The following is a 25809-nucleotide window of genomic DNA, read 5'->3' as shown; positions in this document are numbered from 1 at the left end:
CAATTGACGCACATGTGGCCGAAAGTGCTTGCTTATACGTGGGTTGCGACATTCACTTACATAAGCCACCTTGTGCGCCCGTGACTGCTCCTCTTCGGAAGCCTTCCGGGACTCGCCTCCGTGCGTTCTCATTCTTGATGGTCGTCTCAGCGTGGGTGGCGCTGGACGTCGAGGTGGGCCTGGCTCAGGGGTCGGCAGCCCGCGTGGAGCCCCCAGCGGGCAACACAGCGCTCGTGCTGCCGGCCTCGTCGGAGCGCGACCTGGCCGAGGCGCGAGAGTGGATCCCCGCGCTGGTCCGGGCGCTCGCCGCTGAGCGGGTGGACACCTTCCCGGCAGAGGACGCCAGCGCATCGTTCGAGGCGCACGTGTCTTCGCCCGCAGTGGAGCTGAGCGCGTCGGACATCGAGCGCTGGGTGGCCCGCTCTCAGTCTGCCGTGCGGCATCTGGCGCGCGCGGACTACGACCGCGCCCGCGCCGACCTGCTGGAGGCTCACGCGCTCTCGAGCGGCGCGGCCGAGGAGCTGAACCGCGAGGCCGAGCGCGCCCGGCAGGTGCTGGACACGTGCCTCTACATGGTGCGCGCCTACGTGGAGACGCGCGACGACGCGAGCGCCATGAACCAGGCGCGCGCCTGCCGGCAGCTGGTGCCCGGCGCCGAGCCCAGTCCCTACCGCCACACGCCCGAGGTGCGCGCCATCATCGAGCGCGTGGACCGCAACATCGCGGCCGAGGCGCCTGGACAGCTGGTGGTCACCAGTGAGCCCGCCGGCTGCGCGGTGCGGCTCAATGGCATCTCGTTCGGGCGGACCCCGTTCCGCATGGACGGCATCGCGGCGGGTGAGTACCGGCTGCAGGTGGAGTGCGACGAGGTGGAGCGCGGGCGCATCCGTCGCATCCGCGTGGGCGCCGGCGAGACGGCCGTGCACGTGGACGGCGCGTTCGACCACGCCATCCGGTCGCGCCCTGGGCTGGGCCTGCTGTACGACAGCGCCGAGCTGGCCCGCGAGCGAGCCGGTGCCCACGCCAACCTGCTGGGCGAGACCATGAGCGCCAGTGAAGTGTGGCTGCTGTGGTTGGAGGCACCGGGGCGACTGCGGGTGGACCGCATCTCCGCGGCGGGCGCCAGCTCGGCGTGGCTGGCCGTGGACGCCGCGCAGCCGGCCGATGCCGACGCTGCGCTCTCGAACGCGGTGCGGCACTTGCGCGCGGGCCGCAGTGTGGACCTCGAGCATCCCGAGGCGCGCGTGGGCGTGGCGCTCGCGCTGCCCGACGCGCCGGAGCGGCAGGCCGACGAAGACCGGGCAGACGATGACGAGGGGGGGGACCTGGATGACGCGCTGACGGAGCGCGAGGCCAGCGAGCGGCGCCGGCGCATCGCGCTGGGGATCACCTCGGGAGTGAGCGCCGCGGCGCTGGTGGCGGCCACGGGCCTGCACATCGCGCGCGTCCGGCGCGGCGAGGCCTTCGCGCAGCTGTTCGCGCTGGATCGGCAAGCCGCGTGGATCGACCTGCGGTTGCCGTCCACCTTGGTGGCGGCGGGCGGTGGCTTGCTCGCCACGGCGACCCTCCCCGTGCTCTTGCCGCGGCGCCAAGGGGTCCCGGTGGGCGCATGGGTCACGGGGGCACTGGGGGTTGGGCTCGCTGTGGCCAGCATCGGGACCACGCTGCGGCGGCCCGGCTGCCCGGGCTTCGGGGTGGACCGGCGGCAGTGCATCGAGCGCGAGCAGGGGGGTGACCGCGCGGTGCTCTTCGCCAGCGCGGCGGCTCCGCTGCTCACGGTGCCGCTCATCTACGCGCTGCGGCCAGCGCACGTGTCGCCCGAGGTCAGCGTCTCGCGCGAGGGCGCGTGGGTCACGGTCTCGGGCGCCTTCTGAATCTTCCTCTCCGCAAGCAACCTCGGCTCGGGTGGGCCGAGAACGCGGGAGTCCTTCACTCCAACTTCGAAAGCAGGGGACCTTACTCATGAACGACCTGAAACCCATCGTCGTCCCGCTGGCGTGCGCGCTCGGCCTGACGCTTCTTCTTTCCGGCTGCCGCGAGGATCTCGGCTGCCCTGCCGGCACCGTGCTCGTCGCTGGCGTGTGTGAAGCCGCCCCCGACATGGGCACCTCGCTGGTCGACGGCGGTGATGACGCCTGCACCCCCACCAACTTCTATCCCGACACGGACGACGACGGCGCGGGGGCCGGTGAGCCCGTCTCCGCGTGCAGCGCCCCCGAGGGCTACGCCGACAACAATGACGACTGCGACGACACCTGTGCGGTGTGCAGCACGGGCGCCGAGGTCTGCGACGGGGAAGACAACGACTGCGATGGCGAGGTGGACGAGGACATCGCGGTGGTGTGCGGCACCAACGAGGGCGAGTGCTCCACCGGCACGCAGCTCTGCGTGGGTGGCGTGCTGGGCGCGTGCGAGGGCGGCGTGGCGCCAGCCATCGCCGAGGTCTGCGAGGGCACGAAGGACGAGAACTGCGACGGCGAGGTGGACGAAGACTGCGACTGCGCTGTGGGCCAGACGCGCGACTGCGGCACGGACGTGGGCCAGTGCGCGCTCGGCACCCAGACGTGTACGGCGGCCGGTGTCTACGGCGACTGCGAAGGCGCGACGGGCCCCACCGCCGAGGAGTGCGACGGGGACGATGACGACTGCGACGGCGTGGACGACAACGGCAACCCGGGCGGCGGCGCCGTGTGCGGCACGGACACCGGCGAGTGCGTGGCCGGCGTGCTGATGTGCGTGAACAGCAGCGTGGTGTGCACGGGGAGCACGGGACCCCAGCCCGAGACGTGCAACGGGCTGGACGACGACTGCTCGAACGGCGTGGACGAGGGGGTGCGGACCACGTACTACCGCGACCAGGACGGCGACAACCGTGGCGCACCGGGGATGAGCATGCAGGCGTGCTCGCTGCCGAACGGCTACGTGACGACGGCGAACGACTGCAACGACATGTGCAACGTGTGCTGGACCGGCGCATCCGAGACCTGCGACACCCTCGACAACAACTGCACGGGCGGCATCGACGAAGGCGTCACAACGCGGTTCTTCCGGGACGCCGACGCCGACACACACGGCAATCCGGCCATGTTCATGGACGCCTGCGGGGTGCCGAACGGCTACGTGGTGAACCAGAACGACTGCGACGACACGTGCGATGTGTGCTGGACCAGCAACGCCGAGGTGTGCGACGCCGAGGACAACAACTGCAGTGGCGCGTCGGACGAGGCGTTCACGTGCGTGCTGGGGACGAGCGTGGCGTGCTCGACGACCTGTGGGACGATGGGAACGGGGAGCTGCACGGCGATGTGTGGCATTCCGGGGGCGGCGGCGTGCACTCCGCCCAGCGAGGTGTGCAACACCGTCGACGAGGACTGCGATGGCTTCGTGGACGAGGGTGTGCGGGCGTTCTCTACGAGCATGAGTGCCCCGGTGGGCCACACGGCGAAGCTGGCGAGCGACGGTAGCGGCTTCGTGGGCATTCAACGCTACGGAGACGTTGCGCTGGTGTACCGCACCAACGCGAGCGGAACGGTGACCCACAGCGCCACCGCCCTGGACTCCAGCAACGTGGTCTCGGTAGACGTCGGGCGGGTCTCGGACACGCAGTGGGTGACCGTCAGCGCGAGAGCGGGCAGCGGAGTCAACGTCCAGCGGATCGGCCTCAGCAGTGGAGCCCCTGCCTCGCAAGACTCGGAGTTCATCAACGACAACGCGGTGAATGGCATCGCGAGAGTGGCCGCCAACTCCAGCACCGACGCCATGACCGTCTTCCAGTCGGGTTCGTCGATTCGCGTGGGTCACATCGACTTCGCGGGAGCGCTGGCGACCTCCGTGGCCCTCCCCGGCAGCAACCCGCGCGCGGAACTGGGCATGGACATCGCGGCGCGCGGCGCAAGCGGCGGCTACGTGGTCACCTGGGTCACGGGCCTCACTCCAACGGTGAACGTGGCGCTCGTCTCGGCGGGCCATGTGGTGAGTTCGAACGCGGCGGTGGGCGCAGGCAGCAACCCCACGGTGGCGGTCAGCACCTTCGGCGTGGGTATTGCGTACGTGGGGCCCGACAACCTTCCCCGCTTCCACTACCTGACAGCTTCTCTCAACTGCCTGAGCGGTTACGCGCGAACCCTGTGTCCGGTCGTCACGAGCACCCGCACGGTGGCGACGCCGATTGGGGCGAGCACGTTCAACAGCACGCTGGATCTCGAAGGGTCGGGCAACGCCTTCTGGCTGGTGGCGCGGACGAGCGATGGTGAGCTCGTGCAGCGACTCACCACGACAGTGAGCGAGGAGATCTTCCGTGCCTCGGCTGTCACTGCCTGGATCACCGTGGCTTCCGCCTCGACGGGAAATCCCATGATCTCTCGCGGATCAGGCACTGGATACAATCACAACCAAATCGGGTGCCCAGCTCCGTAGGCGCCCTGCTCAGACCGCTCGGAAGGGCCTGGGCCGCCTCGACTGCGAGCGGCTCGGGCCCTCTCACGTTCCGCTGCCGGGGTGCACCCCGCGGCGCCTCGTCACAGTGCCGATAGCATGCGAACGGCAAGCCGTGCGAGCATGGGGCCTCCCCCGGAGCGCCTCACGATGTCGGCCATCGACCCCGCCACCTACACCACGTTCGAGAACAGCCTCTTTCGGTGCGCGGCGAGCGAGACCTTCCTCGAGCGCTTCTACGACATCTTCCTGAAGAGCAGCGACGCCGTGGCGGCCCGCTTCGCGGGGGTGGACATGAACCGCCAGCGCAGCGTGCTGCGGGGTTCGCTCTACCTGGTGGCGCGGGCGGCGGGTGGCTTCTCCGACGGCATGGAGCACCTGGCCACCATCGCGCGCTCGCACGGAGAGCGCGGCTTGGACATCAAGGCCGAGTTCTACGACCAGTGGCTCGCTGCTTTGGTGCAGGCCGCTGGGGAGTGTGACCCGCACTTCGACCACGTCACGGGGGCCGCCTGGGAGACGTGCCTCCGCCCGTGCATCGCCATCATGACGCGCTGAAGCGCGGCGCTTTTCGCGGGAGGCATTGACCCAGCGCAAGCTCGGACGGATGGGTGATGCCATCATCACTCCCCCGGAGGAACCTTCATGGCCCGCAAGACCACCCGTCCAACATCTCCCCCCGCACCGGCCCGAGCACGGCGTCCGAGAGCCGTGGCGTCCGGCGACACCGTGGTGGGCCCTGCCTCGGCGGAGCGCGTGGCCCGCGGCACACTGCGGACGCACACGCAGCAGGCCGAGGTCGTGCGAGACGTGCTCACCAAGGACAGCCGTGGGTTGCTCACGGATGCCGAGGCCGTGGCGCAGCTTCGGGCGCTGATCGCCGGCGCATCCCCCGATGAAGCCAAGGCCCTGCGCAAGGCCCTGTTCGACCGGGAGACCGAGAGCCCGACCACCCTGGGCGTGGACCCGGACACCGAGCTGCACCCCAAGTGGCGCGACGGCCGCTACCCCTACAAGAACCTGCTGAGCCGGAAGCGCTACGAGCGGGAGAAGTACCGCCTGCAGGTGGAGCTGCTCAAGCTGCAGGCCTGGGTGAAGGAGACGGGCCAGCGCGTGGTCATCTTGTGCGAGGGGCGCGACGCGGCCGGCAAGGGCGGCGCCATCAAGCGCATGATGGAGCACCTGAACCCGCGCGGTGCGCGCGTGGTAGCCCTCGAGAAGCCCAGCGACGTGGAGCGGGGCCAGTGGTACTTCCAGCGCTACATCCAGCACCTGCCCACGCGCGGCGAGATCGTGCTGTTCGACCGCAGCTGGTACAACCGCTCGGGCGTGGAGCGCGTGATGGGCTTCTGCACGGACCAGGAGTACGACGAGTTCATGCGGCAGGCGCCCGAGTTCGAGCGGCACCTGGTGCGCAGCGGCGTGCACCTCATCAAGTTCTGGTTCTCGGTGAGCCAGGCCGAGCAGCGGCGCCGGTTCAAGGAGCGCGAGGCGCACCCGCTCAAGCAGTGGAAGCTGAGCCCGGTGGACGTGGCGTCGCTCGACAAGTGGGACGACTACACCCGCGCCAAGGAGGCCATGTTCCTGCACTGCGACACCTCGGACGCACCGTGGACCGTGGTGAAGAGCGACTGCAAGAAGCGCGCGCGCCTGAACGCCATGCGCTACCTGCTGCACCGCTTGCCGTACGCCAACAAGGACCTGGCCGCAGTGGGCGCGGTGGACCCGCTGGTGGTGGGGCGGCCCGCGCTGGTCTCGGTGCAGAGCGACGACCAGCTGGACTCGACGGGACAAGGCTGAGCCGCGGCGCCGGCCAGCCTGGGTGCGCTACACCCCGCGGCCGGTCAGCCGCTGCAGCACCCGCTGGAACTGCGGCACGCTGATGTCGATGTGCTCCACCACGCGCCCGTAGAGCGTGGCCGTGGGCACGTTGCGGCCCGGGAACTCCTTCTGGGTCTCGTGAAGGCAGAACAGGATCACGCGCTCCACGCGCGTGAGGCCGTCGCGCACGTCCGGGATCAGGTCGTTCGGGTCGAGTGGCACGGCCGCCTCAGCGCTGCCCGAACTGGTCCAGCACCCAGTCGCAGAGCGGCGGGACCACCTCGCCCGGCTGCACGGGCATGACGCACCAGCGCAGGAGGTGAAGCCCGAGGGGAATGTGCACCCACGCCCCGTCGAGGTGCGCGCGCACCAGCGGCGGCGGGCAGAGGCCCAGCTCGTCCGGGTCGCTCGGGGCCCACTCCACGCGGCGCTGGAACTCGCGCGCGGCGATGACGGCCACGAAGTCGCAGAGCGCCTGGAAGATGGCGGGGGGAATCAGGCGAATGGGGCCCGGAGCCAGCGACATCAACTCGTGCTCGAGCGCGGCGAGGCCCTCGCAGGTGGGCGTGAGCGTGAGGCCCAAGTGCTGTGGGGTGAGCGCCGCCAGGTGGGCGTACAGCGCGCCGGGGCGCACGCCGAAGATCTCATCGCCCAGGCGCTGCCGCAGCGCCTGCTCGAGCGCGGCGATACCGCTGGCTGTGCGCCCGGGCAGCAGGATGTCGGCCTCGAAGGCCATGAGCGGCTCGTCGGGCACCACGTGGCCGTGCCGCTGGGCCTCGCCGCGCAGGTGCGCCAGCGCCTCGCGCCAGCCACCGCTTTCACGCACGGCGTCGAGCGACACCGGCTGCAGCCCGAAGGCCCGCAGCGCGCCGGGCACGTCTCCACCAATCTCGTCGAACACGGCGAGGCGCAGGAAGCGCAGCTCGTGCGTGAGCTCCACCAGCTCGGACGCCGGACGCGACAGCTCCGCCACCAGCGCGGCCTCCACCTTGGGGCGCAGGCCCGCGTGCAGACCCGCAGCGCCGCCCGGGTTGCGCCAGCAGGTGAGCACCAGCGCTGCGCCTGCCGGCTCGAGCACGGTGAGCACGCGCGCATGCAGCGGCTCGAGCGGCAGCGCGGGCGTGGGCCGGGCTAGCGCGGGAAACAGCTCTTGCAGCGTGCCCGGAGCAGGCTGCGCGTTGGGGTCTTTGGGGGAGGCGCTCATGGGTTCCGGCAGAGGCAGGGACGGCAGGCCCACGGTCTAGCAGCTTCTGGCGCCCGGGCCGCCCGCCGACGGATGCGGCGGACCCACGGTCGCGCACTGGCTGCGCTCACAAGCTGCGTGCAAGCCGTGATGCTCCGAAGCCTTCGGGCCAGCGCGCGGCCGCATGGAGCTCGGCGTTGCCGCTCGAGCCGCCCCAGTTGCCGCGACCGTCGCCGATGCCACGCCGATAGCCATTCGCGAAGACCTGGCTGACGGCCATGGCACGGAGGCCCAACGCGTTCTCGAGGGCGAAGATCTCTGCGGGTGGCCACATGCCCGGAAAGCCGTCCGGCGGCACAGGGACGATCCAGGACCCCGGTCCGCCCTCGCGCGCGACGAGCTCCCACTCGTCCTCGGTCGGCATCCGAAGTCCATCGGGCAGGTCCATGGTGAATGCGCCCCACTCGGAGGCGTCGGCGAGCGCTTCGGGATAGCCGAGATCCTGCAGCGGGCTCGTGCCGAGGCTGGCCGCGCGGGCCACCGAGAGCGGCTCACGGCTGATGAGGAACGCGGGGACCTCGACGAGCTCGGGTGCCATCGCGTTGGGGGGAATCTGCCGCGCCATGAACCTGCGCTCCGCTTCCAGGTCGAGTTCGGCCTCGTCCTCCCCCTGCGGGCCGAGCATGGCGGTGATCAGCGCGTCGCGCTCCGCATCCCGCAGGCCTCGCTCGAAGCGCGCCCGGCCTACGACCACGAACGCCACGCCACTCTGGTGCACCAGCTCGATCATCTGGGAGGAGCCCACCAGCTCTCCGCTCGCCGCCCACGCGGGGCCGAGGGTGTGGGCCAGCTGACGACCCAGCGCGAGGCGCTCCTCGGTCGAGAGCGACGGGAACTCGGCGAGCGAGAGCGAGAGCATTCCGCCGTCTTGCCTCGAACGCTCGACACCCGTCAAGGGGTCCTCGGGCAGGAAGCGCACGCACCCGAGGCTTGCCGCGGCTCGCGCGTCGAAGGCACCCTCGCGCCATGCGCCGCATCGGAGAGCTGGACGACTACCCCATCCACCAGGACGCGAAGACCCTGCGCGAGGCGTCGCACCCGCACCGCGACTTCGACGACGCCACGTACTTCTTCATCACGGACCGCGCGGGCGAGCTGAGCATCTTCGCCACGCTCGAAGTGTTCCCGCACCGCAACCTGCTGCGCTCGGCGGTGTTCGCGCGGGTGGGCACGCGCCACGTGCGCAGCATCTGGTTCCAGAAGCTGGAGGAATCCACGGGACGCGTGATCACGGTGGGCGAGAACCGCTTCGAGATCGTGACGCCGCACCAGGAGTGGAAGCTGCACTTCGAAGACGCCGAGGTGGGCCTGCTGGCGGACCTGGTGTGGCGCCCGCGCTGCCCCAGCTACCACTTCAAGCACGTGTTCCTGGCGGGCGATCCGGACCCCATCATCGACATGGAGCACCTGACCACCAGCTCGCAGTTCACGGGCGAGGTGCGCATCGGGGAGCACCGCTTCGTGGACCCGATTGGCCACAAGAACCGCAGCTGGGGCGTGCGCCGCTGGACCGCCCTGCCCTTCTACACGTGGCTCAACGCGCAGTTCGACGACGCCTGCGTGAACCTCTGGCTGCAGGAAGACCAGGACGGAAAGCCGCTCTATGTGGACGGCGCCATCACCACGACGGCCGGGCAGGTCACGCCCATCCGCAGCTTCGAGCACGACATCCTCGAGCTGCACGAGCCCCACCGGAAGCGCGCCAAGCGCCGGCGCCTGCGCTTCGAGACGGTGGACGGCGTGCAGCACGTCATCGACGTGGAGGAGATCGGGTCGGTGGTGCTGGCGCCACTGCCCGACGACTGGGACGAGCGCGACGAGGAGGCCATGGACGCCGCGCAGGAAGCCGCCATGTGGTACGAGCAGCACAGCCGCTTCCGCTGGGGTGACCGTGAGGGCATCGGCTTCGTGGAGAACTTGGTGGCGCCCGGCAGCCGCTTTCGGGGCATCCCGCCCACCGAGATGGCCGACGTGGACCCGGGCTCCTTCGACGAGGACGAGTGAACTCACCCTCGCACGTGGGGAGGAACGTGAGGGAGCTGCGTACCCCGCAGAGCAGGAGAGTCCTGGCCAAGATCCCCGCCCATGTGGATACACTGGGGCCAACACGTGACTCGCGCGAGGGCGAGTGAAGGGCACAGCATGAGCATCAGGACCGCCCCCGCTTGGATGATGGCCGCTGCGCTGACGAGCTTGTACGCGGGCTGCGGCAGCCCTGGAACACCTGCGGGGGACGCCAGCGTGGTGACGCCCTGCACCAGTCACGCGGACTGCGATGACGAGCTGTTCTGCACGGGCCCCGAGCTGTGCATGCCCAGCAGCCCGGACGCGCTTGCCAACGGCTGCCTGCTGGGCGCGCTGCCGTGTGCAGCCGCGAGCTGCGATGAAGCCACGGACATGTGCGAAACGGGCTGCGAAGACGCAGACGGCGACGGGCACCCCGACGCGGCGTGCGGCGGCGACGACTGCGACGACGACGACGACCAGCGCTTTCCGGGGAACAACGAGGTCTGCGACCTGACCAGCCACGACGAAGACTGCGACCCCTGCACCGTGGGGACGCTGGACGCCGACCAGGACCTCTTCCTCAGCGCCGTGTGCGCCAACGAGGTCACCGAAGCACCATCACCCGCATGCGGCATCGCGGTGGTCTACGACGCCACGGCGGGCACCGTGCGCGGCCTCGACTGCAACGACGCCACGGGCATGATCAAGCCCGGGCAGGCCGAGACCTGCAACGTCGTGGACGACGACTGCGACGGAAGCGTGGACGAGAACTTGAGCCTCGAGCCCTACTGGCCCGACGTGGACATGGACCTGGCGGGCGACGAGAGCGCGACTCCCGTTCAGGCTTGCGCACGCCCGGAGGGCTGGGCCTCGAGCGCCGGCGACTGCGACGACCTCGAGCGCGACGTGCGGCCCTTTGGCACCGAGCTGTGCGACGGGCTCGACAACGACTGCGACACCACGATTGACGAGCAGAGCACGAGCTACACGTTCTACCGCGACCTCGATGACGACGGCGTGGGCAACTCTGCTGAGCCGACAACGTCCACCACGTGCGACCCGCCACTGGGCTACAGCGCGGTGCCGGGCGACTGCGACGACACCAACCCATCGATCTACCCCGGTGCCGCTGAGCTATGCGACCGCGTGGACAACAACTGCTCGATGGTGGCGACCCCCGGCGGCGTGTCCACGGACGAGGATGTCGACGACGATGGCCACGCTCCCATCGGCGCCACGTGCAGCTCGGCCGAGGCCGGCACCTTCCCGGCTGACGACTGCAACGAAGCCAACGCCACCATCCACGGCGGCGCCGCCGAGTTCTGCTCCGCCATCGACGAGGACTGCGACGGGCAGACCGACGAGAGCGGCACCGACGTGTGCGGGCGGGACGACACGTGCGACCTCGGATGCCTGTCCGGTCAGCGCCTCTCGGTCGGAGCCAACCAAACGTGCCTGGTGCTCACGGACGGCGAGGTCGCGTGCTGGGGCGACACCGGGATGTACGTGCCCGAGCGCTTGTCCACCCTGAGCGGCGTGGAGCAACTGAGCTCTGGATACTCCCACACGTGCGTGCGCTTGGCCGACCGCACGGTGCGCTGCTGGGGAACCAACAACTACGGCCAGCTCGGCGTCGGCCACACGGCGTCCGTCGCCGGCCTCGCCACCCCGCTCGGACTCGGCGAGGTGCTGGCCGTGGAAGCAAGCGTCCTGCACACCTGCGCCTTGAAGTCGAGCGGCGAGGTGTGGTGTTGGGGCGACAACGACGAAGGTCAGCTGGGGCTGGGGCACACCACGGTCACCCCCACGCCCACGCGCGTGCCCAGCCTGGCAGGCGTGGTGGAGCTGCAGGTGAGCGACGGCGGGGCGTGCGCTCGAACCGGCCACGGGCATGTCTATTGTTGGGGCTATGGCGCCACCGGCGACGGCGTGACCATGTCCTCGCTGGTCCCGGTTCGAGCGAGCTTGACTGGCGTGCTCGAGCTGGCGGCGGACCACCGCAGCAACGCAGTCTGTGCACGGCAAGCATCGGGCTGGTCATGCTGGGGACGTGCCACGAGCGCAGGCACGGGCGGGGCCGGCCACCTGCTGAGCCCCACAGCCCTGTCCGTGCCCGGTGGCGCTGACGCGGTGACACTCGGGTACAGCCTGGGATGCGCGCTCCAGGACGGAACGGTGTCGTGCTGGGGAAGCAGCGCTGCGGCCAGCTTCGGGGAGACGATTCGGCCCGCGGGTGCGGTGGCCGCCAGCGTGGCGATGACGGTCCCCCTCACGCGTCTGCCGAGCGCCATCCACTGCGGCCAGTACGTCTGCTGCGGGCTCGCGGGCGACGAGGTCACGTGCTGGGGCTCGCCCCACGAACCCAAGCTCGGCGACGGCCCACGCGACGGCACCAGCCCCCACATCCCGCTCGGCCTCTCGAACGTCACGGCAATCGCGCTCGGCGACGGGGCCTCGTGCGCCATCGACGACGCGGGGCTGCAGTGCTGGGGCGAGGGGAACACAGCGGGCTTCGCCGATGGCCTGACGCGCTACCTGCCGCAAGTGCTGACGCCGAACGGCATCACGCAGGTCGAGCGGAGCGAGACGCGCGCGTGCTCGCTGGACGACGTCGGGACGGTGCGGTGCTGGGGAGGTGGCGTCGCCGGCAACGTCGCGGCGACCTCCGGCTCGCGGGTGCCCCTGGTCGTGGACGCTTCTGCCATGGGGCCGGCGACGCAGGTCTTCGTGGGTGGAATGAGCTACAACAATTCGCAGCGCACGTGCGCCCTCGACACCGGCGGCGCGGCGTGGTGTTGGGGAGGCGGCACGTCTGGAGTCTGCGGCAACGGCACCAACGGCTGCAGCGCCACCCCCGTGGCGGTGAGCGGCGGACTCACGTTCACGTCTTTGTCCCTCAGCCCGGAGCACACCTGTGGTGTCACCGCAGACAGGGACGTCTACTGCTGGGGCAGCGCGTCGTACGGGCGGCTCGGGCAGGGATCGACTTCGGGCATCTGGAATACGCCGCAGCGCGTTGTCGGCGTTGGCGGGGTTGGTTTCCTCACCGACATCACCCACGTGGCGACGGGGTCCTCGTCGACGTGCGCACTGCGCAGCGACGGACGCGTGCTGTGCTTCGGAAGTGGCAGCGGCCATGCCCTCGGAAACGGGAGCTCGGCCGACACGAGCACGCCGATCTTGGTGGCGGGTCTCACCGACGCCGACAGGTTGGTGTGCCGTTCCGGATGTCTCGCGCGGCGTCTGGATGGCACCTGGGTGGGCTGGGGCCCCAACTCGAACACACAGCTCGGCATCGTCAGTGTCGTGTCGGTACCGACACCGACACCGGCTGCGTTCGGGCTCGAGCTCATCCACATCGAATCCTCGGGCTCGCGCACGTGCGGCATCGACGCCGGCGGCGTAGCCCACTGCTGGGGGGGAGGCGTCTCATGGCCAGGAAATCTCCTGGCCCTGCCCCTCGTGACGGTGCTGACCATGCCGCCCCCCATCTGAGCCGCCAGGCACACTCGCCCGGGAGTGGACCCCGCCCCCCGGTACCCTGGTATCCTTCCGGCCGATGCTGATCTGCCCCACGTGCCGGCTGAACCACCCCGACGGGGCACGTGTGTGCCTGGTGGATGGGACGCCGCTCGAGAACATCGCGGATCCGCGCATCGGCAGCCTGGTGGGCGGCACGTTCCGCATCGAGCGCGTGGTGGGCGCCGGCGGGATGGCCACCGTCTACGCGGCCACCCACACCCTGAAGCCGGGGCGCCTGGTGGCCATCAAGATCCTGCACCCGCGCTTCGCCGACGACGCCAAGGTGCGCACGCGCCTCGAGCGTGAGGCCCGCGCGGCGGCCACGGTGGCGCACCCCAACGTGGTGGACGTCTACGACTTCGGGCTCACCGAAGACGGCGTACCCTACCTGGTGTGCGAGCTGCTGGTGGGCAGCCCGCTCGACCGCTACCGGCAGGCGGGGAGCATCAGCGTGGCCGACGCCGCGGGCCTGGGGCTGCAGGTGGCGCGTGGCCTCGGGCGTGCGCACGACCTGGGCGTGGTGCACCGCGACGTGAAGCCCGAGAACATCTTCGTGTGCCGCAGCGACGACGGCGAGCCGGTGGTCAAGCTGGTGGACTTCGGCATCGCGCTCGGCAACGACGACTCGCGCCTCACGGCCGCCGGGCACTTCGTGGGCAGCCCGCAGTACATGGCGCCCGAGCGGTTTCGCGGAGAGCCCGACACCGCCGCGAGCGACATCTACTCGCTGGGCGTGGTGCTGTACGAGCTGCTCACGGGCGAGCCGCTGTTCCAGGCGGCCACGCTCCCCGGCTACCTGCTCATGCACCTCGAGCAGGCGCCGCCCGACGTGCGCCTGAAGCAGCCCAAGTGCCCCGAGGGGCTGTCGCGCCTGGTGGCCGAGATGCTGGCCAAGAAGCCCATCGACCGCCCGGCGGACGCGCACATCGTGGAGAAGCGGCTGGCCCCGTTCGCCACGCAGAAGTCGCGCGTGATGCGCCACGTGAGCGCCAACGCGGTGGACGGCGCGCGGTCACGCAGCACCGACCTCGACCTGGACGCGTGGAGCCGCCGCGTGACCGTGTACCGGGAGATGATCGCGCTGGGCTTTCCGCGCAAGCAGCCCGAAGACCTGCTGGCGCTCGTGGACCGGCTGGCCCACGCGGTGGAGTCGCTGCGCGGCGCGCGTGCCACGGACCACGCGCTGGTGGCGCAGCTGGACGACCTGGACGACGGTCTGCGCACGCGCCGTGCGCAGCTGGGGCGCGCCATCTCCACGCTGGCGGCGGACCTCAGCCACGCGCGCGCCGAGTTCCGCGAGCGCTGCCCGCACCCCGAGACGTGGCGCGCGCAGCTCGAGCGGGTGGAGGCGCTGCACCTCGAGCATCCGCACGTGCCGGGCCCCGAGGTGCTGGCGTGCATGCGCGAGGCCACGGCCGCCTACGGGGAGTGGATGCGCGCCTGGGAGGCCACGCCCATCAAGGACCTGATGTTCCAGCTGGAGCAGCTGCGGCGGCAGCAGGAGGACATCGAGTCGAGCGCGCGCAAGCAGCAGTCCGAGGTGGCCCTGCGCGCCACCCACCGCAGCGTGGCGCGCACCGAGACCGAGACCAGCCTCCTGCGCATCTCCCACGACCTCAACACCCGGTTGCGCCCCATCGAGGCGCTCCGACCGCACTTCGAGCGGCTCATCTGACCGCCATGAGACGCCGGAGCGAGTCACCATGAGCGCCCCGCCACCGCGCTGGCTGAGCAGCGCCCGCGGACGTCGCTTCGCCAACCCCGAGGCCATCGGGTCCGGCGCAGGCGGCACGGTCTACCGAGTGTTCGACCACGAGCGCAACGCGGTGGTGGCGGTCAAGGCGTTGCGCAAACCCACGGCCGACTCCATCGCTGGGCTCAAGCGCGAGTTCCGGGCCCTCACCCGCTTCGACCACCCCAACCTCCTGCAACTGCACGAGCTCCTCTGCTGGGACGGCGAGTGGCTCGTGACCATGGAGTGCATCGACGGGGTGAACTTCCTCGAGTGGGTGCGCCCGGGCTACCAACTGCGCCGCAGCGAGACGCGCGACTCCGAGGCCGTGGCCGTGGCGGAGGACGCTTCGCCCACGGGGTCGGGCTCGTCGCCCTTCGTGCACGTCGACACCGGCACGCTGTCCGAGGGGCGCCTGCGTGACGCCCTCGGGCAGCTGGCGCTGGGGCTCGACGTGGTGCACCGCTCGGGGCGCCTGCACCGAGACATCAAGCCCTCGAACGTGCTGGTGACGCGCGGCGGGCGCGTGGTGGTCTGCGACTTCGGGCTGGTCACGGACCTGCGCTCCGCGAGTGAGGGCAGCGCCATCGTGGGCACGCCTTCGTACATGTCGCCGGAGCAAGCCGCCGGCGCGCCGCTGGGCACGCCGTCGGACCTCTATGGTGTTGGCGTCATGCTCTACGAGGCGCTGGCGGGTGTGCGCCCCTTCGCGGGGGACTCGGAAGAGATCATGGTCCGCAAGCAGCGCGTGACGCCGGTGGCGCCCAGCGAGCTCACGCAGGCCACGGTGCCCGTGGACCTCGAGCTGCTGGCCATGCGCTTGCTGTCCATCGACCCTGCCCTCCGGCCGAGCGCCTTCGAGTTGCGCGCCACCCTCGGCGACTCGCTGGGTCCGACACCGCTGCTGGCCAGCGTCCCGCTCCTGGGCCGTGACGCGCCGCTCGCCGCGCTGCGTGCCTCGCTCCAGCAGGTGGCGCGCGCGGGGCACGGGCACACGGTGTTGCTGCAGGGGCCGCGTGGCGTGGGCAAGTCCGCCGTGCTCCGTCACTTCGCCGAGGAGGTGCGGGGCACAGAGCACACCAACGTGCTGGTGGGTGCCTGCTACGAGCGCGAGTTCGTGCCCCACAGAGCGCTCGACGAGGTGCTGGACGAGCTGGTCACGTACCTGCGCTCGTCCGAGGTGGACCTCGGGAGCGAGCTGGCACCCGACGAGATTCAGCCGCTGCTCACGCTGTTTCCCATGCTGGCGCGCGTCCCCGCGCTGGCGCCGGACCCAGGCGCGCGCGCCACGGCGCCATCCTCGCTGGACCCGCGTGAGGTGCGGCGCGGGGCCCTCGACGCGCTTCGACGTCTGGTGCACGCGGTAGGTCAGAACCGACCGTGGCTCATCATCGTGGACGACCTGCACTGGGGCGACGAGGAGAGCCTGCCCATCTTGAGCGCGCTGTTGGGGCACCCGTCCTCGCCTCCCATCTTGTTCGTGGGCTCGGTGGAGAGCAGCGAACCGCACGCAGACAGCGCACCCATGTACGACGACATCCTGCGGCGCCCCGAGGCGTTCGGCGGACTGACGCAGATGGAGCTCGCGCCGCTGTCCACGGAGGAGGCCAAGCGCCTGGCGCAGGCGTGGCTCGGCGACGGGGTGCACGACGAGTGGGCCACCGAGATCGCTGCCCGCGCGGCCGGGCTGCCCGCCCTGGTGCGCAAGCTGGCCGAGCATGTGGAGACCACCCCCCGCGCGCGCGATGGCTTCGACGAGCACCCCGTGGTGGACGTGCTGCAGGCGCGCATCGATCTCTTGCAGGGAGACGCGCGCCGGCTGCTGGAGGCGGTGTCGCTGGCCACCCACCGCGAGACGCTGACCGTGCTGTTGCGTGCGCTGGGCGGCCTCGCGGACGAAGCCCACACGCTGGCGGTGCTGCGCCGCCAGGAGCTGGTGCGCAGCCTGCCCGCCGGGCGCGGGCTGCGTCTGGACGTGAACGAAGATCGCGTGCGCGTGCTGGTGCGCGCCAAGCTGGACCCCGAGCGCCGTGTGACGTTGCACTTGGCGCTGCTGGACGCGGTGCGGGCCGAGCGGCCCGACGACCACGAGACGCTGCTCTTCCACGCACGCGCAGCGGGGCTGCACGAGCTGGCGGCGCAGCTCGCCGTGGCGGCCGCCAACACGGCGCGCACCTCGCTGCGGTTCGAGCGCGCGGCGCGCTTCGCGCAGATGGCCGTGCAACTCCTGCCGCACGACGCGGTGACCTTCGAGCATCGGCGCGGCCTGGCCGAGGCACTGGCGCTGGCAGGCCGAGGCGCCGAGGCAGGGCGCGCTTACGTGCGCGCGGCCGACTCGGCGCCCACCACCCCGCTCTCCCACGAGTGTCGTCGCATCGGCGCGGGGCACCTGCTGCGCAGCGGCTACCTCGAAGAGGGCGAGGCCGCGATGAATGCCCAGCTGACGCTGCTCGGCGCCGAGCTGCTGGACATCCCGAACTCGCTGGTGTCGCGGGTGGTGGCCGCCGCGGCCGAGAGCTCGCGGCGCGTGCTCGGAGAGGCCCTCACGGCGAGCGATGAGGCGCTGCTGCCCGAGCTGGTGGACACCCACTGGGAGGCCGTGACGGGCCTCGCGCTGATCGACCCCACGCGCGCCGGCTGGCTGCAGCTGCGACATCAGCGCTACGCGCGTCGTCTGGCCGACCCTCGGCGTCTAGCCCGCTCGCTGTGGGCCGAGGCGTTCATGACCGGCCTGCGCGGGAAGGCCGCGCGGCGTGATGTGGACGCGCTCTTCGCGCGGGCTACCAGTCTCACCCCCACCGACCCCGAGTCGCAGGTGCGCGCCGCCACGCTGCTGCCGCTGCTGCGCGGCATCCTGAGCGTGGCCGCGGGTGACTACCCCAAAGCGCGGGGTCAGCTGGCGCGCGCGCTGCGCACTGCGCGGGAGCGGGGGCGGGCACAGGTTTGGGAGCTGGCGGTGGCCGAGACGTACATGCTGTGGGCCATGACGCAGCTGGGCGAGCTGCGTGCCATGTCCGCGCGCATCCAGGGGCTCTTGTCCGACGCCGAGCCGCGCGCCGATCGCTTCTTCGAGACCACCCTCACCACGGGCACGTGCGCGCTGGCCAAGCTGGCGGAAGGCGACGCGGCAGAGGTGCTGCGGCGCGCCGAGCGCGTGCGGTCGGTCTGGGATCGCTCGTCCGCCCCGCTGCCGTACGCGCTAGCCGACCTGGCCACCGCCTACGCGCACCTGTACGAGGGCGACACCGAGCACGCCGAGCACAGCGTGCAGTCCACCCTCGGTCCTGACGCCCGCGGAGCGCATCTGGGCATCGAGCACTTGGACGTGGAGCTGCACATGGGGCGAGCCCTCGTCGCCCTCGCCAGCGCGCGCTCGGGTCGCCATGCGCTGCGCGTGCGCCAGTCGCTGGCACTGGCCGACCGCATCGCCGGTGGGATCCGGGCCGACGCCACCCCCGCGCAGCACGTCCTGGCGCGGCTGCTGGACGGACTCTTGCTGATCGAGCGGCGTCGAGAGACCGACGCGATGGTGGCGCTACACGAGGCCGAGGTGGAGCTGCGCCGGCGCGGCATGGCCACCATGGCGACCATCGCGCGCGCAGCACACGGCGTGGCCCTCGGAGGAGACGCCGGCGCCACGTTCATCGACCAGGCGCGCCATGACCTGCGGGCCTTCGGCGTGCGCCATCCGGACGCCTTTCTGGGCATCTGGGTGGGCCCGCTGCGCACCGAGTGAGCGCCTGCAGCCCGTGGCCCGAACGCGCGGGTTGATCGCGCTGCGCCCGCGAGATAGAACACGTTCTAGGAGAGCACCGTGTTTACGTCTGACCAACTCAAGATCGACCGCGATGGCCACATCGTCACCCTGACGATGAACCGCCCCGAGAAGCGCAACGCCTTTGGCCTCGAGATGCTCATCGCGATGGCCGACGCCTTCCAGATGTGTGACGACGACACCGAGGTGCGCGCCATCATCTTGACCGGCGCGGGGGGCCACTTCTGCGCGGGCTCGGACCTCAAGGAGAACCAGCTCGGCCAGAAAGACGAGCGCACACTCATGCTGCAGGAGCGCTTCAAGACCGAGCCGCGCATCCACTGGAAGGCGCTGCTGCGCGAGTACCGCCCTGCGGTCCCCGTGATCGCCGCCGTGGAAGGGTTCGCTGTGGCAGGTGGCACGGAGATTCTGCAGGGCACGGACCTGCGCGTGGCCGGCAAGAGCGCCACCTTCGGCGTCACCGAGGCGGCCCTCGGGCTCTTCCCGCTGGGCGGGTCCACCATCCGGCTGCGGCGTCAGATTGGCTACGCGCGAGCCGCCGAGATGCTGTTGGCGGCACGCCGCATCGACGCCGAGACAGCCGAGCGTTGGGGTCTCATCAACTACGTGGTGGAAGACGGCCAGGCGCTCGACAAGGCGCGTGAGCTGGCCGAGCGCGTGGCCGCGTGCGGTCCCCTCGCGGTGCGCGCCATCAAGCGCAGCCTCGTGGAGAGCGACGGCCTCACCGAGACCGAGGCGCTCGCCCAGGAAGAGAAGCTGGGCGGTCCCGTGTTCCGCAGCGCCGACGCGAAGGAGGGCCCCACGGCCTTCTTCGAGAAGCGCAAGCCCGTCTTCACGGGCAAGTGATCGCCAACGTCGGTCAGAGCGGGGTGACGGCCGTGGGCGCCGTGCAGATCCCCGCAGCGATGGTGTTCACGGCCACCGGGGCCGCGCCCGTGACCGTGTTCCCGCGAACCATCAGGTTGGCCAGCAGCGTGAAGGCGCCGTTCCAACCCGTGAACTGGAACGTGCCAGCGGTCTGACCCATGGTGTAGCTGGACGTCACGCCCGCCGACGCGTTGTCCTCGGCGTTGACGCAGGTGGTGCTGCCAGCCGCGAGGGCGCGCGCGCGGATGCCCACGTCGGCGCCGCCGCCGGTGACGGTGTTGCCGTCGAGGGCCGCGCTCATGGTGGCGGTCGAGCCCGTTGACGTCGCCACCTCGATGCCGACGAACGACGCCGTGAGCGACGTGAGCGTCACTGGCGAGCTCACCACGCTCATGCGCACGTCCGAGTCCCCGGCCGCGACCGCGAGGATGCCCGTGGCGTTCTGGGCGGTGACGGTCACGGCGTCCAGCAGGATGTCGGCCTGGCCCTCCTCCGCCAAGAGGTCGAACGCGGCGCGGTTGGGGCCACCGTTTGCGATGACCAGCGAGCCGCCCGACATGTCGTAGGACAGCGCCGCCCCCGGCGCGAGCACGTCTAGGAACGCGGCGGCGCGCACCGCGGAGATGGCGGTGGTGTCTACCAGCACGCGCGTCGTGGAGGTTCCGTCGGCCAGCGCCCAGAGGCCACGCGAGGTGGAGCTGAGCGTGCTTCCGAGCGTGTCCACCTGCACCGCCGAGGCCCCCGTCGCGCTCACCTGCAGCGCCGCGGAGTTCGGGGCGCCGTGGGTGATGAGGCTGGCACCCGTCAGCACCACGTCCACGCTCTCGGTCCCGGAAGCCGAGACCACCAGCGCCTGATGAATGGGCGCCCCCATCGGCATGATCTCGGTCTCGATGTCGAGGTCGTTGAAGGTCAGCGTCGCGCTCGGGCTCGCGGTGGCCGCCGACACGAACATGCCACGCTCGAGGCCCGTACCCGAGATGGTGGCGCCGTCGATGGCGAGCGTGCCCGTGAGGTCGATGACGGTGATGCCGGTCTCATCGGTCCCCGTCTGGGTGACCTCGAGGTTGTCGAGCGACACGGTGCTGGCCCCGGTGATGGTCATCCCGGTGTCGGCGTCGGCGTCCACCGTCAGGTTGGCGAGGCTGACCCCCGCGGCGGAGCTGAGCACCACGCCCACCCCGCCCGGCGAGGCGATGACGCCGCCGCTGTCCGTGGTGGTGCCCGTGCCGGTGACGGTGAACGTACCGGTGGTGGTGGTGAGCAAGACACCGGTGGTGGCCGACCCGCTGGATGCCGCCGTGCGCAGCGTGACGGCCAGCGCGCTGTTGGCTGCCACGAACGCCGGCCCCGCGGTGGCCGTGATGGTGGAGGTGGCCCCCGAGACGCCGAAGGTCAGCGGCCCGTTGAGGGACACCGCGGTGCCCCCAGTGGTGGTGGCGGAGAGCACGCCGATGGCCACGTTGCTGCCGCCCGCACCGGTCATGTTGATGGCACCCGTGGCCGACCCGGTGACCGTGACGTCATCGAGGGTGAGCGTGGCGACCGCGCCGGACACCTCGAGCGCGCGCGCGCCCTCCGTGGTGATCGAGCCGCCAGCGCCGCCGGCGTTCAGGGTGAGCCCCGTGGAGGCGTTGAGGCGAATGCCGATGCCGCCACGGGTGGTGATGTCGGCCGACACCACCGTGACGGTGCCGGTCACGTTGTCGAGCGCGATGCCGCGGTTGGCCACAGCCAGCGCGGTGGCATCGACGATCACGGAGGCCAGCGAGAACGAGCTCACCGTGGTGGCCGAGAGCACCACACCGGAGGCCTCTGCGGCGTCCACCGTGACGGTGCCGCCGAGGGTGATGCCGCCTCCCGAGGAGAAGAGCGCAGCCGAGACACCGCCCCCGTTGGTGCGGTCGATGGCCACGTCGGTGAGCGTGCTGGCGCTGGTGGCCCCGCCCAGACGCACCGCGTGGAAGGCGCCGGCTGCGGTGCAGGTGACGTCCACGTTGGTGAGCGTGACGCTGTCGTCGCGTGCGTCCACGCCCTCGCCGCCTCCCGCCAGGATGTCCACGGCGGTGAGCGTCGCGCCCGCTGCGCCCGCGTCGATCTCCACGGCACGCCCAGTGGCGTTGCGGATGACCGGACTGGTGGGCATGGGAATGCCCGTGACGGTCTGCTGCGCGCGCAGGCTGAGCCCGTTCGCGTCGGTGTCGTAGGTGCCGCTGCCGAAGCGCAGCGTGAACAGCGTGGCCCACTGAACCGAGTCGGCCTCGACGGCGTCGGTGCCCAGCGTGGGGAACGGGCGGAAGTCCGTGCCGCACGCGCCCTCTTCGTCGGCGGGGAGGTCGGTGCACGCCGCGTAGCTCACCGTGTCGTCGATGATGAGCTGCTGCACGCCGGAGAGGTTGACGGTGGCGGTGGCCTCGTCACAGGTGGGCGCGTTGCACGGGTCGGCGCCCGTGTCCCCGCCGGTCACGGCGCGGAAGGGGAACGTGTCGGCCGTGCCGGTGGGCCCGCCCAGGGCGTAGATGGTGGGCGGCGCGTAGACGAACGTGCCATTGGCGAACACCTGATAGAAGCCGCCCAGCGTGGTGGTGCCGCTGTCGGCGCGATACGCCACGGTGTCCACGGGGTCCGGGTCGTTCGCGGTCAGCGTGCGGGCCACCGCGGCGGGGAGGTGCACACCCCACGTGGTCGCGAACGCGCTGTTGGCCGCCACCACCGAGTCATCGGTGTTCTGGACGTCCAGCGCGAAGGTCATGGGCAGCGAGTTGGAGGTGCCGTCATTGGCGATGACCGTGATGTCGAGCGTGTTGCCCACGGGCGGGCTCGTGAACTGGTCCGCCACGGGGGCGATGACCAGCACGTGGTTGGGGCAGATGGTCCCGTCGCTGATGCCGGGGTTGGCCACCACGCTGGTGTCGCTGCTAGTGCCGCTGAGGGTGATGGCGCTGCACGGCGAGTCGATGTCCGTGACCGTCAGCGTGATCATCGCCGTGGTGTCTTCGTCCATGGGCTGCGTGCCGATCTGCGTGATGACCGGCGGGTCGTCGACGGGGTTCACGGTCACCGTGAACGTCTCGTCCGTCTGGTTGGCGTCTCCCGGCAGCACGCGCACCGTGACCGTCACGGGCACCCCGCTGGTGAACGTGTTGGGCAGGGGGGTGACCTGCACGGTCCAGTTGGTGACGTTGCCCGACCCGCCGGTGCTCACGAGCGTGATGCCGCTGACGGGGACGACCGCGCCGTTGCTGGTGAGCACCTGGAGGTCGGCGAGGGTGATGGCCGTGTCCACGTCCGTGACCGTGAAGGCCAGCGCGGTGGTCATGCCGTCTTCGGAGATGGTCTGGTTGGCGATGGCCGAGATGACGGGCGGGTCATCCACCGGGTTGATCTCCACGGCGAAGGCGTCGGTGCCGCTGAGGGTGTCGCTGCTGGTGGCTGTGAGCGTCACCGTGGCGCTCGGCGGCGAGAACTGGTTGAGCCCGCTCGTGGCCGTGAGGTTGAACGTGCGCGCGCACGTGCCGCCCGTGGGCGCGACCACCAGGTTGGCGTTGGGCAGGAGCGTGGTCTGGCTGGACGAGGCCGTGAGCGTGATGCTCTCGGCGCCGTTGACGCCGCCTGCGGCGTTGCACAGGTCGGGGTCCTGCACGGTGACCGCGACGACGCTGGCGAGGTCCTCGGTGAGCGCCGAGGCACCCGTGCGATCCGCCACCGCCGTGATGACGGGCGCGTCGGGCACGTTGGTGACCGTGAGCTGGAAGTTGGCGGAGGCCGTGCCCGGCGGGAGGCCGTCGTCGGCGACCGTGAGGGTGATGGTGGCCACCCCGAACGCGTTGGGCTGCGGCGTGATGGTGAGCGTGCAGGCGCCCAGCGCGTCACACGTGGGCACCAGGTTGGCGTTGGTCACCAGCGCCGGGAGCGAAGACGAGCCCGTGACCACCAGCGTGCTCGGCACGTCGTCGATGTCGCTGACATTGAAGCTCAGCACCGCGTTGCCGACCGTGTCCTCGGCCATGGTGACGTTGGTGACGTTGGCGATGGTGGGCGCGTCGTTGGTGGCGGCCACGTTGTAGGTGAACGTGACGGTGTCGCGCGAGAGCGGGTCCGAGACGCCGAGCGGGTCGCGCACCACGAACGTGATCTGCGTGGAGCCGTTGGCGTTGGGCGCCGGGTTGAGCGTGAGCGCCCACTGCCCCTGGTTCGGGCCTGCGGCGGCGATGAACGCCACGCTGAACGAGCCGAGGATGCCCGGCGTGGTGGCCGTGAGCGTGAACCCGGCCGAGCCGCCCGAGACGGGGAAGGCGGCCGGCTGCGCGTTGTCGATGTCGAACACCACGAAGGGCACGACCGAGGCGGTGTCCTCGGTGCCGGCGACCGTGGGCGAACCGCTGAAGCTGACGAACTCGGGCGGGTCATTGACCGGGACGACGCTCACGGGGATGGCGAACGTGGACTGAGCGTTGCCTGTGACGCCCCCCGCGCCGTTGTCGGTCACGGTGATGGTGATGGTCTCGTCGCCGGAGATGAAGTCCAAGCTGGACGCGCCCAGCTCGAACACGCCCCCGCCCTGCGCCACGAACGTGACGGTGTCGATGACCGTGCCGTTGGCGCGCGCGGCCGTGATGGTGAGCGAGCCGAGCGGCGTCTCGACGTCGGCGATGGTGAAGGTGAGCGGGCCGATGTTGGGCGGCGCGCCGAAGCTGCGCTCCTCCGCGAAGAGCGGGTTGGGCACGGGTGCGCTGGGCACGATGGTGGGCGCGTCGTTGATGGCCACCACCGTGATGTCGAACTCTTGGGAGACGGTCAGGACGGTGGGCGTGCTGCCGCCGGAGTCCGTGGCCACGATACGGAAGCGGACCACGCCGTTCTGGTTCAGCGCGGGCGTGAGCTGCACGGTGCGGAGCACGCCGGCGCCGCCGAGGACGATGTTGGCCGCAGGGAACAGCGTGGCGCTGCCGCTGACGAGCTCGAGCGCATAGGTCACCTGCGTGTCCAGATTGTCGTCGATCTCGCTGATGCCGTAGGAGAACGAGAGCGGGGTGTCCTCGTTGGTGGAGCGGTTGGGGATCACCGCGGTGAGCACCGGCGCGTCGTTCACCGGCGTGACCGTGAACACGAAGCTGGACGTGACGGGCGCGTTCACGCCGTCATTGGCGGTGATGACGATGGTGGCCATGCCGAACGCGTTGGGCAGTGGCGGCAGGGAGAGCGTGTAGGCGTTGCCACCGCCGTTCACGATGGTGAGCGCCCCGCTCGGCACCAGCGCCGGGTTGTCGCTCGTGGCGGTGACGGTGGGCGCTGGGGTGTCCACGTCCACGACCGTGAAGGCCAGCGTGGGTACCGCGGCGGGGTCCTCCATGACCGTGACGTTGGTCACGCCCATGATCTCGGGGGCGTCGTCCACGGCGGTGACGGTGAGCACGAACGACGTGCTGCCGCTCAGCGAGCCATCGCTGACGGTGACGGTCACGGTGCCGCTGCCGTTCTGCTGCGTAGCGGGCAGGATGGTGAGCGTGCGGGACGCCCCGCTCCCACCCAGCATGAAGCTGGCGGGGGGCAGGAGCGTGGCGTTGTCGGAAACGACCGTCACCAGCAGGTCACCCACGGGCGTGTCCACGTCGGCGATGGTGAAGGGCAGCGCCGCCGTTGCCGTGTCCTCGTCGGTGGTCAGATCGGTGAGCGCCGTGATGGTGGGCGCGTCGTTCACGTTCGTGACGGTGAGCGTGAACGACGCCACGCTGCTGGCCGCGCCATCGCTCGCGGTGACCGTGATGACCACTTCTCCGAACGCGTCGGGCAGTGGGGAGAGCGTGACGGTGAACGCCCCGGCGCTGCCGGCCACCATGACGCCCGCCGCGTCCACGATGCCGAGATCCCCGGAGACCGCGGTCAGGGTGAGGTCGCCGAGCGGACTGTCGATGTCGGTGACGGTGATGCGAATGGGACCAACCGGCAGCTCCTCCGTGGTGGACTCGTTGGCGATGGGCGCGATGACCGGGGGGTCGTTGATGGGCAGCACGGTGATGGTGAACGTGCCGGTGGCCGAGTACTCGCCGTCGGAGACCAGGACCGTGATGACCGCCAGACCGCTGGCGTTCGCCTCGGGCAGGATGCTGATGGTGCGGTCCGTGCCGCTGCCCGTGATGACGACACCCGCCGAGGACACGACGGCCGGGTCCGACGAGGTTACGGTGAACGTGAGCGTGGCGAGATCTTCGGCGTCCGCCACCGTGAAGCTGCCCGTCACGAGCGTGTCTTCGTCGGTGGTGAGGTCCGTGAAGGTTCCGAGCGTGGGCGCGGTGTTGCGCAGCTCCGAGCCACCGACCACCGCTTCACCACAGCCCGCCGCGAACACGGCTGCCGAGAGCAGCAGCGCGAGCCGAGCCGCGGGGTTGCGAGAACTGGTCATGCGTC

The 25809-nt window shown here is 70.8% G+C and carries 13 protein-coding genes; 9 read left to right on the top strand and 4 right to left on the bottom strand.

The genetic code is table 11. From position 1 onward, the window contains the following. The first annotated feature begins 137 nt into the window (after positions 1-137). The 4 genes from IPI43_19850 (at position 138) to ppk2 (ending at position 6234) form a co-directional block, all read left to right on the top strand. Positions 138-1874: a PEGA domain-containing protein gene (locus tag IPI43_19850; protein MBK7776357.1), complete on the top strand. Its 1737-nt coding sequence runs from the start codon at positions 138-140 to the stop codon at positions 1872-1874. Positions 1875-1962: 88 nt separating this feature from the next. Then, complete coding sequence (locus IPI43_19845) at positions 1963-4416, top strand: hypothetical protein (GenBank protein ID MBK7776356.1); 2454 nt, start codon at positions 1963-1965, stop codon at positions 4414-4416. A 168-nt stretch (positions 4417-4584) separates the two neighbouring features. Next, positions 4585-4992: a globin gene (locus tag IPI43_19840; protein ID MBK7776355.1), complete on the top strand. Its 408-nt coding sequence runs from the start codon at positions 4585-4587 to the stop codon at positions 4990-4992. Positions 4993-5079: 87 nt separating this feature from the next. Next, on the top strand, positions 5080-6234 hold the full coding sequence (gene ppk2, locus IPI43_19835; GenBank protein MBK7776354.1) for a polyphosphate kinase 2: 1155 nt from the start codon (positions 5080-5082) through the stop codon (positions 6232-6234). A gap of 27 nt (positions 6235-6261) precedes the next feature. Here ppk2 and IPI43_19830 read toward each other — a convergent pair whose 3' ends face one another. The 3 genes from IPI43_19830 to IPI43_19820 form a co-directional block, all read right to left on the bottom strand. Further along, the gene (locus IPI43_19830; protein ID MBK7776353.1) at positions 6262-6477 is read right to left on the bottom strand and encodes a hypothetical protein; all 216 of its coding nucleotides are present in this window, start codon (positions 6475-6477) and stop codon (positions 6262-6264) included. 7 nt (positions 6478-6484) lie between these two features. Next, positions 6485-7459: a hypothetical protein gene (locus IPI43_19825; GenBank protein MBK7776352.1), complete on the bottom strand. Its 975-nt coding sequence runs from the start codon at positions 7457-7459 to the stop codon at positions 6485-6487. A 106-nt stretch (positions 7460-7565) separates the two neighbouring features. Then, the gene (locus IPI43_19820; protein ID MBK7776351.1) at positions 7566-8357 is read right to left on the bottom strand and encodes a hypothetical protein; all 792 of its coding nucleotides are present in this window, start codon (positions 8355-8357) and stop codon (positions 7566-7568) included. A gap of 107 nt (positions 8358-8464) precedes the next feature. Between IPI43_19820 and IPI43_19815 the strand changes: the two genes are divergently transcribed. From IPI43_19815 to IPI43_19795, 5 genes are all read left to right on the top strand, one after another. Then, on the top strand, positions 8465-9502 hold the full coding sequence (locus IPI43_19815; protein MBK7776350.1) for a hypothetical protein: 1038 nt from the start codon (positions 8465-8467) through the stop codon (positions 9500-9502). 138 nt (positions 9503-9640) lie between these two features. Further along, on the top strand, positions 9641-13000 hold the full coding sequence (locus IPI43_19810) for a hypothetical protein (protein ID MBK7776349.1): 3360 nt from the start codon (positions 9641-9643) through the stop codon (positions 12998-13000). Between the two features lie 64 nt (positions 13001-13064). After that, the gene (locus IPI43_19805; GenBank protein MBK7776348.1) at positions 13065-14702 is read left to right on the top strand and encodes a protein kinase; all 1638 of its coding nucleotides are present in this window, start codon (positions 13065-13067) and stop codon (positions 14700-14702) included. Between the two features lie 28 nt (positions 14703-14730). Continuing rightward, the gene (locus tag IPI43_19800) at positions 14731-18495 is read left to right on the top strand and encodes a protein kinase (protein ID MBK7776347.1); all 3765 of its coding nucleotides are present in this window, start codon (positions 14731-14733) and stop codon (positions 18493-18495) included. A 78-nt stretch (positions 18496-18573) separates the two neighbouring features. Beyond that, positions 18574-19380: a crotonase/enoyl-CoA hydratase family protein gene (locus IPI43_19795; protein MBK7776346.1), complete on the top strand. Its 807-nt coding sequence runs from the start codon at positions 18574-18576 to the stop codon at positions 19378-19380. Positions 19381-19393: 13 nt separating this feature from the next. Here IPI43_19795 and IPI43_19790 read toward each other — a convergent pair whose 3' ends face one another. Continuing rightward, on the bottom strand, positions 19394-25804 hold the full coding sequence (locus IPI43_19790; protein ID MBK7776345.1) for a tandem-95 repeat protein: 6411 nt from the start codon (positions 25802-25804) through the stop codon (positions 19394-19396). Positions 25805-25809 lie beyond the last annotated feature (5 nt).

This window comes from Sandaracinaceae bacterium (assembly GCA_016706685.1).
Classification (GTDB): domain Bacteria; phylum Myxococcota_A; class Polyangia; order Polyangiales; family Houyiibacteriaceae; genus JADJJE01.
Note: the sequence above shows the minus strand (reverse complement) of the source record. Positions and strands in the feature narration are given on the sequence as shown.